The sequence below is a fragment of the Streptococcus sp. HMSC072C09 genome (assembly GCF_001813105.1).
GTDB lineage: Bacteria > Bacillota > Bacilli > Lactobacillales > Streptococcaceae > Streptococcus.
The window spans coordinates 133883-148296 of sequence record NZ_KV811488.1 but is presented as its reverse complement, the minus strand read 5'-3'; the positions used below and the strand labels follow the sequence as shown (position 1 = coordinate 148296).

Below are 14414 nucleotides of genomic sequence, written 5' to 3'. Positions count from 1 at the left end.
AACGAATTACCGATTTCTGTCCCACTCTCATAAACTATTCATTTGATGGGTCCCTTTAGTCATCAGATTCCGCAAATACTTGAGTGGCTTTGACTGCTTTCTTCCAGCCCTTGTACAAGTCCTCTTTGCGAGCTTCATCCATTTTTGGTTCAAAGATTTGGGCTGCTCCATGAAGAGATTTTAATTCTTCCAAGTCCTTCCAATAACCTACGGTCAGACCTGCTAGGAAGGCTGCTCCTAAAGCCGTTGTTTCCAAGTTTTTCGCGCGGGCAATCGCAATTCCAAGAATATCTGCCTGAAACTGCATTAAATAATCATTTTTCGCTGCTCCTCCGTCTACTTTTAGGACAGGGATAGGAGTTTTGGCATCTACCTGCATGGTGTCGATGATATCGCGTACTTGATAAGCAATGGATTGAAGGGTTGCCTTGATAAAGTCTTCCTTGGTTGTTCCCCGGGTAAGTCCAAAGACAGAACCACGCGCCTCTTGATTCCAATATGGCGCTCCAAGACCCGTAAAGGCAGGAACCACATAGATTTCATCGTCATTCTGAGACTTCAAAGCATAGGCCTCGGATTCAGGTGAATGATCGATCATACGCAAGCCATCGCGGAGCCATTGAATGGCACTTCCAGCGATAAAGATCGATCCTTCAAGGGCATAGTAGACCTTGCCATTGATCCCATAACCAATCGTCGTCAGCAAGTTATTCTCTGATAACTGCATCTCTTCACCCGTATTCATAATGATGAAGGACCCAGTTCCATAAGTGTTTTTGACCATCCCAGGTTCAAAGGCCAATTGGCCAAAGAGAGCAGCCTGCTGGTCCCCCGCCATCCCTGCAATCGGCACTTGTCCACCGTAGAAATGGAAAGGCGCTGTCTTACCATAGATTTCAGAGTTTGACCGCACCTCAGGAAGCATGGCTTTAGGAATGTTGAGAATGTCTAAGATTTCATCGTCCCATTTCAGTTCCTTGATATTGTAAAGCATGGTACGGGCTGCATTGGAATAGTCTGTCACGTGGGCAGCTCCATCCGTCAGCTTCCAGACCAGCCAAGTATCAATGGTTCCAAAGAGCAATTCGCCTTTCTCCGCACGCTCTTGTGCCCCATCAACATGGTCCAAAATCCAACGGACTTTAGTTGCTGAAAAGTAGGCATCAATGACTAAACCTGTCTTTTGGTGGAAGGTTTCTACATAGCCTTTGTTTTTGAGCTCTTCAGCTAGTGGGGCAGTTTGACGAGATTGCCAGACAATAGCATTGTAAATAGGAAGCCCCGTGTTCTTATCCCAAACAACTGTCGTCTCCCGTTGATTGGTAATGCCGATCGCCTCTATTTGATTTGGCTTGATGCCACTTTCGATAAAGACCTCAGCGATCACCGACTGAACCGAGTTCCAAATCTCATTGGCATTGTGCTCCACCCAACCAGCCTGCGGGAAAATTTGAGTGAATTCCTTTTGACTAGAGCTAACTTGCTCGCCTTTTTTATTAAAAATGATAGCCCGCGAACTAGTGGTTCCCTGGTCAATCGCCATAATGAAAGTTTCTTGAGACATAAACTGCCCTCCTAAATTCGATACTTAAAAATCTTGTTCTTTCATCAACTAGTATACTCTATTTCATCATGGATTTGTATCCATTTTTTTAAGAAAATCCGGTCTAAAATTTTCCTACTACTTCTAACTCTATCAGAACAAGTTAAAAGAGCCCCGAGGCTCTTTTAACTTGTGGTTCAAATGCTTATCAAGATCTGTTCTGATCTAACCGATTTAAAAACTCCATGGTCGGACTGTCTTGGTAAAGTTCTTTGAGAGGAATCTTCTGATAGACAGCTATTTCGTCCGCAGTCACACCGTAACGAATTAATAGATCATAAATACGATTTAAATCATGACGTAATTCATCCGTTATGAGGACATTATCGCTGGTTTCTTTTGTTTTCCAATAATAAGATGGCAGCACTTCCTTGGTTTCAATTAAAATAGTTTGCAACAAAGTCCCACCATGGCTGTCCTTCTGAGAAATATCTGCCCCAAGTTCCAACATTTTCTCAAAAACTTTGAAAGACCGGTCAGCCTTTTCCTTAGACGAATACATCTCATATTGACCATTCCAGCGTTTGATCATGCGCCGGCAGTCAAATACAGCTCGTCCACCCGCTGTTTGGAGGACTGGTTGACAAAATGGATTCAGCTCTGTCGGCTCTTCGATAAAGTTAAGATCTGCTCCTCTATCAATAAGTAAGTCTGCAATATCTAAATGTCCCGATTTGATAGCGACTTGAAGGAGTGACTGTCCCTGATCTCTTTTAGGTTTGTCACCCGAAACAGCATTGACTTCTTCAGGCTTTTTATCCAATATCTGACGGACTCCCTCTATATCTCCTCTTCGCAACAACTGAAAGGTTTTTTGCATGGTCTTTCCCCCTCTCATTATAGATAAAAATAACACTATGTTGATACTTTGATCCTATCTCTAGATTCTTCGTTAAACTGATTATACCATTTTATGGACTCTACATTGAAGTCCTAAAGGCTAAAGATGACAGACTCCCACCGAAAGAGATACAACTCTATTTCTCTGATTTTCGTGCAGCCACCAGCCAAGAGGCTACTAGGATTTCGAAACTAACTAGAAGGATAATCTGAGGAAGCGAGCTCTGAACCAGCATGAGGACAGCTAGACTATCGATCAGCATATGAGCGAGGATACAAGGAACAGCTCCTTTCGAGTACTCCTTGAGCGCTCCAAACAGGAAGGTATTCCCTAAAATCATCAGATAAAAGATGAGATAGTTGGACGAACCTGCTGTAATCCAAGGGAGTTGATAGATAGGAATATGCCAGAGGAACCAGACAATGGAAAGAACCATCATTTTAGGTATAAAGTGATTACGAAAGGAAAGTTGATCTTGTAAAAACCAACGCCAACCGACTTCTTCTAGGCCTCCATATAATAAGGTCCAGGGGAAATAAAGGATGAAGGCCAAGAGGGAGTTCCCAGTAAAGCGAACATTCATAAGCAGGATGGAAATCCCATAATAGATGACGGGAACGAAGAAAGCTAGGATCCAAGATAGGGAACTTTCTTTTTCAAGAAAGATCTTTTTGAAAAATTCACCCAAAGAGTTGACTTCACTAAACACCAGAGAAAAGACAGCCGCCACAATCAGGGGAATCAAGTTCATTAGGATAAACAGTAGTGAGGCACCCAAACTACTCCTATCTGGGAAAAACCAAAGGATCACTTGCCCTACTAGAAATGTAGCAAGGAGGGCCGTCAGTGCATACCAACTAGCGACTGATTGTTTTGAAATAAATTTTCTCATTTTTCCTCCTTTACAGTTACATACTTCTTTTTTGCAATCATAATTGCTAAACTAATAATAAGAATTTTACTGACGATAGATAGCCATACTTCTTCATTCACTATCATCTGAGACAAGGAATTGATACAGGCATGGGTTATGACACAGAGCCATAAATTTTGCGTTTTATGATACAAGGCCGACAAGATAAAGCAGTTAGTTAGCAGACCTACTAGAAACGGAAACAATTGAATGACAGCTAAAGAACCGTCGATATAAAAGTATAGTAGATGCCAACTAGACCAAGCTAAAAAGGTGATCAAAGTAGCTGAAAAATAAGGTATTTTTTCCTGCAAAGTTGGTTGAAAGAAATAACGCCAGCCAATTTCTTCAATCCCACCGAAAAGAAGAGCCTTGAAAAAGAGCACTACTGGCAAGACCAACGATTGAGTGGTGATCTTACCACCTAAGATAAATGGGAAAAAGTCAAGTAACAAGAAAACGAGCACCAAACAATAATTTGCTAAACTGTCTTTGACTTGAAAAAAATCTTTTAGAACTTGTTTGAAACTAGATTGATGGTAGCCAATACTGGCAAGACTACCCCAAAAAGCAGATGATAAGCCACCTAAAACAACAGCGATCATCCCCATTGGTGATGTAAAATCAACCTTGACTCCTCCTGCTCTTAAAAACCAAACCAGAAGGCTGACACCTAATACTTGACCAAAGGTTCCTAACAAATACATAGATAGGGCTTGCTTTCTACTCATTCGTGATTCCTTTTTCTTTCAATTAATTACCAGTGCTATCTACCTTAAACCCATACCTGCCTGCATTTCTTTTGAGTTTCTCCACTAGCTCTTCATTCCGCTTGCTTTTTCCAAAAAAGAAGGGAATAGTCTTTCCATTTCTGAGTTCGATATAGAAAGCATAACGAGCCCCACCACCAGATCGTCCACGAAAAATTGCATACGTGATTTGCTTGATCTCTTTCAGTGGGATGCTGCGACGACTGAAACACAGAGCGACATGGATATAGAAGATTCCACGGCTAATATGGAAAGGAGCAAAGAAGGGACCTCCACTACGTTTCACGATTGCCCTTCTTCTCAGGAAAAGGAGAAGACTGAAAAAGAACAAGAAAATGAGCACATATAGAATCGGAGCATACTCCATTATCTTTCTAAATTCTAACACGCTGTCTTTCATCCTCTACTTCATCTCAACCCATTTTTCATTATCCATGATAAAGGGCTTAGCCAGACCTTCGCCTGTGTAGTCTTGGTATTTGGTCTCCAAGTATTTGTAGACATCTTCCTTGGTCGCAAACTTGATGGCTTGATAGGGTTCTTCAAAGGTCAGCTTTTCGACAAAGAGATAGCCGTCCTTTGCAGGAACTAAAACGCCGACATGGCCGACAAAAAGGGTATTTCCATCCAGGTTATCATGAACGATAACAGAAAGCATGCGCGCATTTTCATTGAACTTGAAATGAGCAAAATACTCTTCCATCTTCTTGGCATGGACCTTGACATCCGTTGTCGCCTCTGTCGGAACCCGTGAATACAGAATGTTAAAGGCTTCCTTGTCTGCCTCACCGAAGATCTTCCCTTTGTCAATCGCATCATTGTCCACGAACAAAAGTTCACTATCCGCTTTCATCTTAGGAATCTCGATGCGATTCTTCAGAAGAGTATAGCTATTGATCCGGCAGTTGGTCCCGACGAAATCGCCCTTTTTCTTGGTCCACAAGTCACTGATCTTCTCAACATTGTAGTCTGTTTTCTTGAAGGTGCTGAAGTCACCCGTCAAGCCGACCGAGCCGACAATGCTATCGTAATCCGTTACTAGACCCAGAAATTTATCTACACTTTCCCGATCCAAATAAGCAGACAAAAGAGTCCGCACTTCTCCGACACTTGCCTTGCTGTTGAGGTTGCTGTAGGTACCCTTGTAGCGCTCCTTATCTGAACTAGATTTCTGAACCGTTGAGGGTTCCTTCTTTTCCTTGGATTGCTTTTGGTTGCTACCACAAGCCGCTAAAGCAAAGAGCGCCAGGGCACAGCTAGTAAGGAGCATGATTTTTTTAGATGATTTCATAAACTGGTTCCTTCTCCATTGATTAAAATGTTTGTTCTATACATTTTTCATATCGATAATCCTTTTCCTCTATTATAGTTTAAAACTGGCTTTGCTCCAACTATTTTTTACGAAATGAGAAAAGTTTATAAGTAGCAAAAAAGAGCTGGCAGACTGTCCAGCTCTTTAATATGTTACAAAAATCAAAATTAAAATTATTGTTTAATTCGACCAATCTATTTTTGCATGTTCTATTGCATACTCAGCTTCTCCTTGAGTAAATTTTCTATATACAACAAGTTTTTCTAATAACTTTTCTTTCGTAATCTTACCACCGTTTGCATAAAATTCCGCTTTTTTCACAGCTTCCTCTTTCCAATCGAAATTACCTTGTTCTATGGCATAATCAGCCTCTTCTTGAGTAAATTTTTCAATATTTATAAGTTGCTCAACTAATTTTTCTTTCGAATAATGAAACTCTTGATATGATTTTGCTTTTAAAAGTGCTTGCTCTTTCCAGTCTACATTAAGTTTATTTAAAGCGTACTGAGTAGCATCCTCTGAATACCTGTCATACTTAGTAAGATATATTTTAATTTGCTGCTGCGATAAATGCTTTTTTGACCAAGATTTAGCTTCTTCATATGCCCTTGTATATTCTGGATATAGTAAAGTTGGAGGAAATAGTCCTTTCATAAACATATTCATTAATGATTCTAAATCATCCTTATTTCCATCACTTGAAGAAGAGTATTTTTGTACAGGATTAGTCAACTGTGATCCTGAACGTGAATTTATCCATTTATTATAATTTATTTCATAATCAATTACTATAAGAGCTAGCATTCCTGCAAATAATCCAAAAATTGTAAAAATAAATATCAAAAACTTTTTCATCATGACTACCTTTACTTGTTTTTCTCCAATGAAATTTTCATCCCTCTGGAACTGCTTTCATTAGTATTATATCATGAAATATTGTTCATTTTTATTTACTAGTGTAAAAGTCTCTATGGCTAGTAAATAAAAAAGTGACTGCATTTCAACTGCAATCACTCATTCTATGTGAAATAAAAAATAACAAAGTGTTATAAAAGATTATTTAATCTTGTGTTTGTTCATCTTTTCTTCAAAGATGGCTGTCATAATCTTTCGGAGCTCTTCTCCTTCTTTTTCAGGAAGGTCGCCTTGACGTTTCGCCACTGCATAGAGTTCAGGGTATTGCTTGGCTACACGCTCAACTGTCTTGGTCGTCGCATGCCCTCTGACAAAGAAAGGAATGCGTTTGATCCATTCTTGCGGTACAAGAGCCAGCAACTTCTTACCTGCTTCTTTATCAGAAATCTCAGCTGTGCTCAATCCTTGCTTGATTTGTTCTTGTTCTTGTTCTGTAAAATCTTTTAATTCCATTTAAAACTCCTCATTCTCCTATTTTGTTTATCTAAGAGCACATTATACACTTATGTAGTGAAAACTACAACTAAAGGAACCGAAAAATAGAGCAAGGGCAAGTCATCCCTCACTCTATCTCTTAATCGTAAAATCTTATGAAGGATATTAATTTCCGATTTACTGTGGAGCATCACCCTTTTGCTTTAAATAATAGTCACTTGCCTCAGTTAGTTTTTTATAATAATGATCGTAACTCTTACTAAATTGTCTAATCAGCGGAATAGCGACCTCATAGTAGTGATGGTCCATCAAAAATGTTTTCAGTTGATCTTGAATATTTTTCATTGGACTTGTTTTGTAATCATCACTGTTCAAATAGCGATCATAAATAGAAATTGTGTCCTTATTTTCATTATGCCACTTTTCATTACTTTCTATCGTAGCTATTTTAGATTCATCAGCCTCTTTTAAGTTCTTCAAATCAATAGTAAAATTATTGTTTAATTTAACCAATCTACTTGAGCATGTTCTATTGCGTACTCCGCTTCCTCTTGAGTAAATTTTCTATTTTCAACAAGTATTTCTAATAACCTTTCTTTCGAAATATTGCCACCGTTTGCAGAAGATTCCGCTTCTTTCACAGCTTCCTCTTTCCAATCGAAATGAACTTTTTCTATAGCATAGTCAGCCTCTTCTGGAGTAAATAGATCAACATCTACAAGTTGCCCAACTAACTTTTCTTTTGAATAATGAAACTTTTGATATGATTTTGCTCTTAAAACAGCCTGCTCTTTCCAGTCTATATTAAGCTTATTGACAGCGGACTGGGAAGTATACTCTGAATACCTGCCATACTTAGTAAGATATTTTTTAATTTGTTGCTTCGATAAAGGAGATTTCTCTGACCAAGATTTAGCTTTTGCATATGCCCTTGTACTTACTGGTACTAGTAAATTTTCTTTCGGTTCTGGAAAGCTTGATCTATTATGAAATTTTTCATAATCTCTATAATAACCACTTAACACAATAGCTACAAATCCCACCATCAATCCAAACATCGCAAAAATAAATATAAAAAATTTTTTCATAATGTATACCTTTACTTGTTTTTAGTCTAATTTGTTATTTTGTGCTTAATAAAACAATATTGTCACTCAACACTAGGAGAATTAACTTCTCCAGTCACTCAAAACAATTCCTATAGAATCCTTCAATAACGGTTTTATTAATCCCTGTTTAAATATAGCAACTCATTCTTAATGATGTTAAAAAATGAGTTGGTTCCATAAAAGACTCAACATTTGTGACAGGACCACCAGGCAATGTCATTCCTTGCCTAGACTCTTTCTCACGATCCATAACAAGAACTCTATCGCCGTCTCTTACCATACAAAGATTTGTGAATTCTAGAGTCTCATTCATAGCCCTATTTCCTAGCTATGTTTCCATTTTTTCTTATCGACAGCCTAACATTTCATCCTAGTCACCTTTTAGTTGCACTTGCGTATGGGCTAGCAGGTCTCCTAGATGCCTCTTATCATTTCTAAACATTGTCATTGCCAGTAGCAAAACTGCGAGGAGAGTCGCCGAAATAGAGAGGCTAATGGATAACACATCAAACTCACTATAGAAACCATGAATCGTGCCCATATGACCGATTTGCCAAGGTAAAAATTTAATGGTGTTTCTGATTAAGCTTGCCTGCACTGTTTTTTTCTGGTAGACCAGTTCAAGTCCCGCTTTTACCTTCCCAAAACTGCCATCATTTTTATAATCCAAGAATGTGAAAAGAAGCGTGATTGGCAAAATAGAGGTTAAAAATACAAGCCACTGCGACTGAATTTCTGTAAACTCTGGGACACCATTAAAAAAGATGATGTAAATAAGCATCGAACCTAAAAACAGAAGAACTAGGTAAGCTAAAATGAAAAGATAATCAAACAGAAATTCTGTCATTCTTTTTTTTAACGAAATAGGATTGATTGCTAACATCTTCATCACCGTCTCCCCCATTCTCATCTCCTATTATAATATAAGGGTGCGAATAAAGATACTATTTATAAAAAGAAGCCCGCAATCTCTCGATTCCAGGCTTCTTTCTTACTAATCTTCCCTATAAATAACAAATCCATTTGGTTGGATGATCAATCGATCATCGGAAATGGTCCCATGGCTGATCAGATCTGCTTGTCTTCTTTCTAATACAAATTCTTTCTTAGAGTGGTTAAAGTAGGCTTTGAGCGTCTGACCTTCATGCTGCCATGCTACCACCACCACATCTGGCTCTACTTCTTCCAAGCTCACTTTACCATGCTGTATTATTCCTGTCACTTCTTTTCGGAGCTGGATCAAGTCCTTCATAAAGGTCAGCATGTCATTGTCCGCTGACACGCGCTCCCAAGGCATGACACGGCGGCAATCTGGGTCCGGGCCACCGATGAGAGCTAGCTCCGTTCCATAATAAATACATGGCGTTCCCCGTTGCAGATAGAGGAAGGCGAGGGCAGACTTGACAGACTGAAGATCGCCTTTAGCCGTCGTCAAGATACGCTCTGTATCATGGGAGTCTAAGAGGTTGAACATGACCTCAGAGATCTGCTGCCTGTAGTACATAGACTGGCTATTGATCTCCCAAATAAAGCGTTGCGTCTCCTTATGTCCCCGCAGGAAATAATCCTTGATACTCTCAGAGAGAGGATAGTTCATCACCGCATGGAACTCATCGCCATTGAGCCAGGGTTGGGACGAATGCCAGATTTCCCCGAGGATATAGAGGTCTGGCTTCTTAGCCAAGACCGCCTTACGGAAATCTCGCCAGAATTGATGGTCGATTTCATTGGCCACGTCCAGTCGCCAAGCATCGATATCAAACTCTTCAATCCAGTATGTCGCAACCTTCAAGAGATAGGCCTTCACCTCTGGATTAGCCGTATTGAGCTTAGGCATATAGCCCGCAAAGGCAAAAGCATGGTAAGACAAGTCGCGACTATTCCACAGATTTTCTGAGGAGACAGGGAACTCTTTAATATGGAACCAATCCTTGTAAATCGAATCCTCCCCGTGTTTGACCACATCTTGCCATTGGGGTGAATCGTAGCCAATATGATTAAAGACAGCATCCAGCATAATCTTCATCCCACGCGCGTGAGCCTCTTTCACTAGTTTGCGGAAGGTCTCTTTATCACCAAAATGTCGATCAATTTCAAAGTAATCAATGGTGTCGTATTTGTGGTTGCTCGGTGATTCAAAAATCGGGCAAAGGTAGAGCCCTGTAATTCCTAACTCCTGCAAGTAGTCCAAGTGATCGATAATCCCCTGCAAATCTCCACCAAAGAAATCCAACATGGTAGGGGCAATTGACGCATCCCAAGGACGGACACCTTCTGGTGACAGAGCTGGATTGCCATTGGCAAAGCGCTCAGGAAAAATCTGGTACCAAACCGTCTGAGCCACCCAATCCGGTACAGCGCACCCATCAATCTCATGGATAAAAGGAAGCTTAAAGCCATTCATGACGAAGTCCAGGTTCTCCTTGGTGTAAGCTGCCACACCCCGGTCTCCGTACAAGATCTTCTCTCCCGCTGTATCCTCTAATTCAAAGAGGTACTGGATCCGTGCATGGCGGACAGATACCGACACTTGCCAATAATCAAAGAGATCGTCGGTCGTCACCTTGTCCATTTCCTTGGTTGCCTCATATAGATCCTCTATAAAAATAAAGGGATCCCCATAGTGCAAGACAATCCGTTTGACATCCTCTTTCTTGGTCCGGATGCGAATGTGAAGCTGGCCGTCCTTATAAAGATAGGCGTACTCCGATTCAGGCCGGTGGTAAATCGCTGTTAATTCCATCTGTCTCGTCTCCTACTTTCCTTTCTTTTCATCATTTACCAATTTATGCAAACGATTACACAAAACTCATTCTAGTATACTACTTTATAAAAACGTTTGCAAGATTCTGAGAGATTATTTTAGACTACTCACTTTTTAAGATTGTAATGCCACACAAAAAGCCCAGTATTTGGGCTTTCTCATCATCTAAATGACTGATCCTCATTCCTTACTTGTATGCCGCTTTCCAAGACTGAGCGCTTGCTCTTCTGACATTTCAACTACTTTGGCAAAGTTAGTATTTCGTGGCATGCTATCCTTAGAGTACCAATAAACATCAGCACTTCCATTTCTGGCCACATAAACAACTGGAGCTAGTTGACGAGTTGGCTGTGAAGGCTCTACAGGTTGAACGGGCTGTGCAGGCACTGCTGGCTGACTCGGTTGAGGGGCTTGACTTGGTTGCGTCTCTACAGAAGGACTGGCTGGTTGTGGTTGACTAGTTGGTTCTGTCGGCACTAAAGATGGCTTGGCGGTTCCCTTCAGATAGTCAATGGTCGCATTCTTGGAATAATTATCCAAGGTAACGGTTGTGATCCCATAAGCATCTACCGACTCTTTGGGACTACTTAGATGGATAGGCAGAAGGTTGCCATCTCGATCAATTCCTACATATTGCAAGGTCACCTGACGAGGAATCAATTCATCCCCCGTATAGACAGGCGTCACCTTATAATCCAGCCAATAATTGGGGTGGGTGGCCAGCCAGCTATCGAGCCGTTTCTCGTAGTAAAGCATGCCTTCCACATTACTATCCGCCGTCCCTTTATAATTTCCCGTATTGGCCCAGGCAGTTAGCGGAACCAGATTTTTCCCTTCATTGGTCAGGCCACTAAATTGATAACCAATCAGATGCCCTCTATGGAACAGCCAGGCCTTCTTCCCTTTGTTTCCATAAGCAATCTTAAAATTGTGCCAGCCAACCGGATTATAGCTGAGCCGTGGTTCTCTTTTTTTCTTTGGCTCATCCTTGTCCTGAAGCTGAATATGGGCAGAAGTTGCCCGACCTAAATGATCAAACTCACCTAGAACGAGTTGCTTATTGCCATTAAAAGGCAATAGATTCAGACTCTGGTAATCGAGACCTGTTTGCTCAGCTTGAGCCCCTTGAACAAAAGCCAAGGTTATAAAAACCGAGACCAGCGCAACAATAACATTTTTCAAAAACCGTTTTGTAACCATGATTGAAACTCCCACATTTCTATCTAGTGATATTATAGCAGAAAAAAGCGGTTACAGAACAAATAACTTTTTAGAACCTATTTTATGCTATTTTTTATTACTCCCAGACTTTCTGGAATTTTAAAATATTAATTTTAATTGTATTCATCATTCCATTTGAATGTATGGTAAAATAACTAAAATAATGCTAAAAATCAACGCTAAAACGATAAATGCCACGCAAAGTAGCAAAAATAATGAGAATGCAACCTCTACTTGCTTGTGCTGTAATCATCGTTTATTCTATACTAAAATCAGTCATATTGCTACTTTATGACAAATTACATCATAGAATATAGAGGAGGTCATACAACATGACATTTGCTGAAAAATTAAAATCCATACGTAAACAAGTAGGGATGTCACAAGAACTTTTAGCTGAAAAAATCGGTGTATCAAGACAAGCTGTAACAAAGTGGGAAACTGGTGCTGGAATTCCAGATATCGAAAATATGATATCCATCTCAAACCTATTTAACATCTCTATCGATGAGTTAATCTGTAATGAAAGAACTACTCTTAATACAAGCGAATATCTTTTTGAGAGTATCACAGAGTATGATATCGATAAGATCAAGAGCTATGATATGAAATTTGGAGGCGCAGAAAAGTTTGTATTGTCCGGATACAATGGAGAAAAAATTCGAGTTCGTCTGGTATCCAATCTTCTTTCTACACTTCAAAATGATTTTAAAGTAAAAATTGATGATAGTAGAAAAAGAATTGACCTAGATGTAAAACGTTACAATGGTGTAACAGAGGCAACGGCTAAAGAAACGGTCAGTATCTTTGTGCAAATCCCAACTCGCTATATTAGTCACATTGAATGCGCGGTTCGTGCAGAGTCTGTAGAAATTCACTCCCTAGAATGTGACAATATCGAACTTGACCTTAAAACATCTCGTATTACTCTAGAAGATATTTCAGGTAAAGTAAAAATAAACTGTAATCTTGATATGGAAGTATTATGTCATTCATTAAACGGTGAAGTTGACATTAACCAGATTTCAGCAACATCTAGAATTCGTATTCCTGAAAACAGCCTATTTACTGCTGTTACCAAAGGGATTGGAACAAATATTTATTATGAAAAAAATGGGCAAAAAACTGAACCATTCGATTCACCCGATGCAGATAATATAATTGAATTGAATGGTATTAAGAGTGAACTAGTTATCTATACAGCTGAAGAAAGAGGGTAACTAAATGAATGTAAATTATTTAAAAAGATACATCATCAGTTCTTATGTCCTTGTTTGTGCACTCATTATTTTTGTAGCAGCTCCTGCAAGTTTAATATTTAAGGTTCCACCTGTTATCATGTGGATTGTACGAAATATCGTCGCATGGTCTCCATCATACCTTCTTTTATTTGGATGGAAGTATTTCAGGACTGATGAGAAAAGAATAACTTTCCTTAAGCGGTGTTTCTCTGCTAAAGTATCATTACTCCCACTTCTATCTTCATTTGGTCTTACATTTGGGCTCAGTATTTTATCACTCTTCATCTACTCACTTATAACCCAAAAAACAATGTTCTCCTACATCAATCTAGGAACCGTATCATTGCCACTAAGTATTTTCTTATCATTTACATCAGGTCCGACTGGAGAAGAATTAGGGTGGCGTGGTTATATGAGAGAAGAATTTAATAAAAAATATCATTTTTTAAAATCCTCTATTTACCAAGGCCTAGTCTGGTGTTTCTGGCATACACTTCTGTGGGTTGTAGATTCAAAATTTACGGACTGGCGGGCCGTTCCTTATATTATTGCTAATATAGTTGTGATTACATCTATTACTATTTGTATGAATATTATTTTGGAAAAATATAATAATCTGATTTATTCTATTTTCATGCATTTTGGTTTTAATATCGTTTATGTATTTTTGGATGCTGATATTGGATTTTTTATCATTTTGACCTTGCTATACCTACTCATCACACCGATTGCAATTCATATACGTAATAAAACCGTGGAGAGATTATAATGGGAAAAATCCTCCATTAACCGTACAAAATTTTGACTTCGAAGGTCCTCCTACAACTGTCTGTTTAACTTGTTTCAAACATGAATCAGCGAGATAGATTGTAAAATCATATAAAAAGAACACCAACAAAAATCATCTGTTGGTGTTCTCTTCATTTTTAGATTTTGGAAAAAACTCTTGTCCATGTATCAGTAGATACCCTTTATCTCTATTTTTCATGAACATTTTTTATAAACAGCAAGTTTACAGTCTTAATCTATGTAGAGATATACAACTTTCCTAAATCAACTTATATTCATACCACTCTTCATCTACTTTCTGAAAACCCAAAGCCAAAAACATTCTTTGACTTTGAGTATTAAAAGGATAAATTTGAGCAGTTACCTTAACCATTTTTTTCTCTTTGGCCAGCTGTATCATTTCAGAAATACACCGTCTTCCGATCTGTAAATTCTGATACTCTTTGCTGACCACTATTGAAAGTTCCGAGTTATCTTGAAGTGTCACATCTCCAACTAACA

The 14414-nt window shown here is 39.1% G+C and carries 16 protein-coding genes; 2 read left to right on the top strand and 14 right to left on the bottom strand.

What is annotated here, in order from left to right:
- Window positions 1-55 precede the first annotated feature (55 nt).
- The 13 genes from glpK to HMPREF2893_RS03090 all read right to left on the bottom strand — a co-directional run bounded on the left by glpK (window position 56) and on the right by HMPREF2893_RS03090 (window position 11862).
- The gene (gene glpK / locus HMPREF2893_RS03155; RefSeq protein WP_070674225.1) at window positions 56-1564 is read right to left on the bottom strand and encodes a glycerol kinase GlpK; all 1509 of its coding nucleotides are present in this window, start codon (window positions 1562-1564) and stop codon (window positions 56-58) included.
- Between the two features lie 187 nt (window positions 1565-1751).
- Complete coding sequence (locus HMPREF2893_RS03150) at window positions 1752-2423, bottom strand: ankyrin repeat domain-containing protein (RefSeq protein ID WP_070674222.1); 672 nt, start codon at window positions 2421-2423, stop codon at window positions 1752-1754.
- Between the two features lie 157 nt (window positions 2424-2580).
- Entirely contained in the window at window positions 2581-3336 is a 756-nt protein-coding gene (locus HMPREF2893_RS03145; protein ID WP_070674219.1) for a CPBP family intramembrane glutamic endopeptidase, read from the bottom strand.
- Window positions 3333-4088, bottom strand: a complete 756-nt coding sequence (locus HMPREF2893_RS03140) for a CPBP family intramembrane glutamic endopeptidase (protein WP_070674216.1) — start codon at window positions 4086-4088, stop codon at window positions 3333-3335. The genes HMPREF2893_RS03145 and HMPREF2893_RS03140 overlap by 4 nt, the downstream gene beginning before the upstream one ends.
- A gap of 22 nt (window positions 4089-4110) precedes the next feature.
- Window positions 4111-4527 carry a hypothetical protein gene (locus tag HMPREF2893_RS03135; RefSeq protein WP_070674213.1) on the bottom strand — a complete coding sequence of 139 codons (417 nt, stop codon included), beginning with the start codon at window positions 4525-4527 and terminating at the stop codon, window positions 4111-4113.
- 3 nt (window positions 4528-4530) lie between these two features.
- Window positions 4531-5418 carry a DUF4300 family protein gene (locus tag HMPREF2893_RS03130; RefSeq protein WP_070674210.1) on the bottom strand — a complete coding sequence of 296 codons (888 nt, stop codon included), beginning with the start codon at window positions 5416-5418 and terminating at the stop codon, window positions 4531-4533.
- 201 nt (window positions 5419-5619) lie between these two features.
- A complete protein-coding gene (locus HMPREF2893_RS03125) occupies window positions 5620-6294 on the bottom strand; it encodes an Ltp family lipoprotein (RefSeq protein WP_070674207.1) in 675 nt (224 codons plus the stop codon).
- Between the two features lie 201 nt (window positions 6295-6495).
- Complete coding sequence (locus HMPREF2893_RS03120; RefSeq protein WP_021153069.1) at window positions 6496-6807, bottom strand: hypothetical protein; 312 nt, start codon at window positions 6805-6807, stop codon at window positions 6496-6498.
- 159 nt (window positions 6808-6966) lie between these two features.
- Window positions 6967-7302 (bottom strand): hypothetical protein, encoded by a 336-nt coding sequence (locus HMPREF2893_RS03115; RefSeq protein ID WP_003006842.1) that lies wholly within the window; start codon window positions 7300-7302, stop codon window positions 6967-6969.
- Window positions 7290-7877 (bottom strand): Ltp family lipoprotein, encoded by a 588-nt coding sequence (locus HMPREF2893_RS03110; protein ID WP_070674204.1) that lies wholly within the window; start codon window positions 7875-7877, stop codon window positions 7290-7292. Before HMPREF2893_RS03110 ends, HMPREF2893_RS03115 begins: the two co-directional genes overlap by 13 nt.
- Before the next feature lie 391 nt (window positions 7878-8268).
- A complete protein-coding gene (locus HMPREF2893_RS03100; RefSeq protein WP_070674201.1) occupies window positions 8269-8808 on the bottom strand; it encodes an RDD family protein in 540 nt (179 codons plus the stop codon).
- Window positions 8809-8892: 84 nt separating this feature from the next.
- Entirely contained in the window at window positions 8893-10641 is a 1749-nt protein-coding gene (locus HMPREF2893_RS03095; RefSeq protein WP_070674198.1) for a glycoside hydrolase family 13 protein, read from the bottom strand.
- Window positions 10642-10842: 201 nt separating this feature from the next.
- The gene (locus HMPREF2893_RS03090) at window positions 10843-11862 is read right to left on the bottom strand and encodes a DNA/RNA non-specific endonuclease (RefSeq protein WP_070674195.1); all 1020 of its coding nucleotides are present in this window, start codon (window positions 11860-11862) and stop codon (window positions 10843-10845) included.
- A 353-nt stretch (window positions 11863-12215) separates the two neighbouring features.
- Here HMPREF2893_RS03090 and HMPREF2893_RS03085 point away from each other — a divergent pair, with 353 nt between their 5' ends.
- Both HMPREF2893_RS03085 and HMPREF2893_RS03080 read left to right on the top strand, forming a co-directional pair.
- Complete coding sequence (locus HMPREF2893_RS03085; RefSeq protein WP_070674192.1) at window positions 12216-13103, top strand: helix-turn-helix transcriptional regulator; 888 nt, start codon at window positions 12216-12218, stop codon at window positions 13101-13103.
- Between the two features lie 4 nt (window positions 13104-13107).
- Complete coding sequence (locus HMPREF2893_RS03080) at window positions 13108-13893, top strand: CPBP family intramembrane glutamic endopeptidase (protein WP_070674189.1); 786 nt, start codon at window positions 13108-13110, stop codon at window positions 13891-13893.
- A gap of 279 nt (window positions 13894-14172) precedes the next feature.
- On the opposite strand, the gene HMPREF2893_RS03075 is transcribed toward HMPREF2893_RS03080, so the two are convergent.
- On the bottom strand, window positions 14173-14414 hold a 242-nt coding region (locus HMPREF2893_RS03075), incomplete at its 5' end, for a GNAT family N-acetyltransferase (protein ID WP_148131910.1).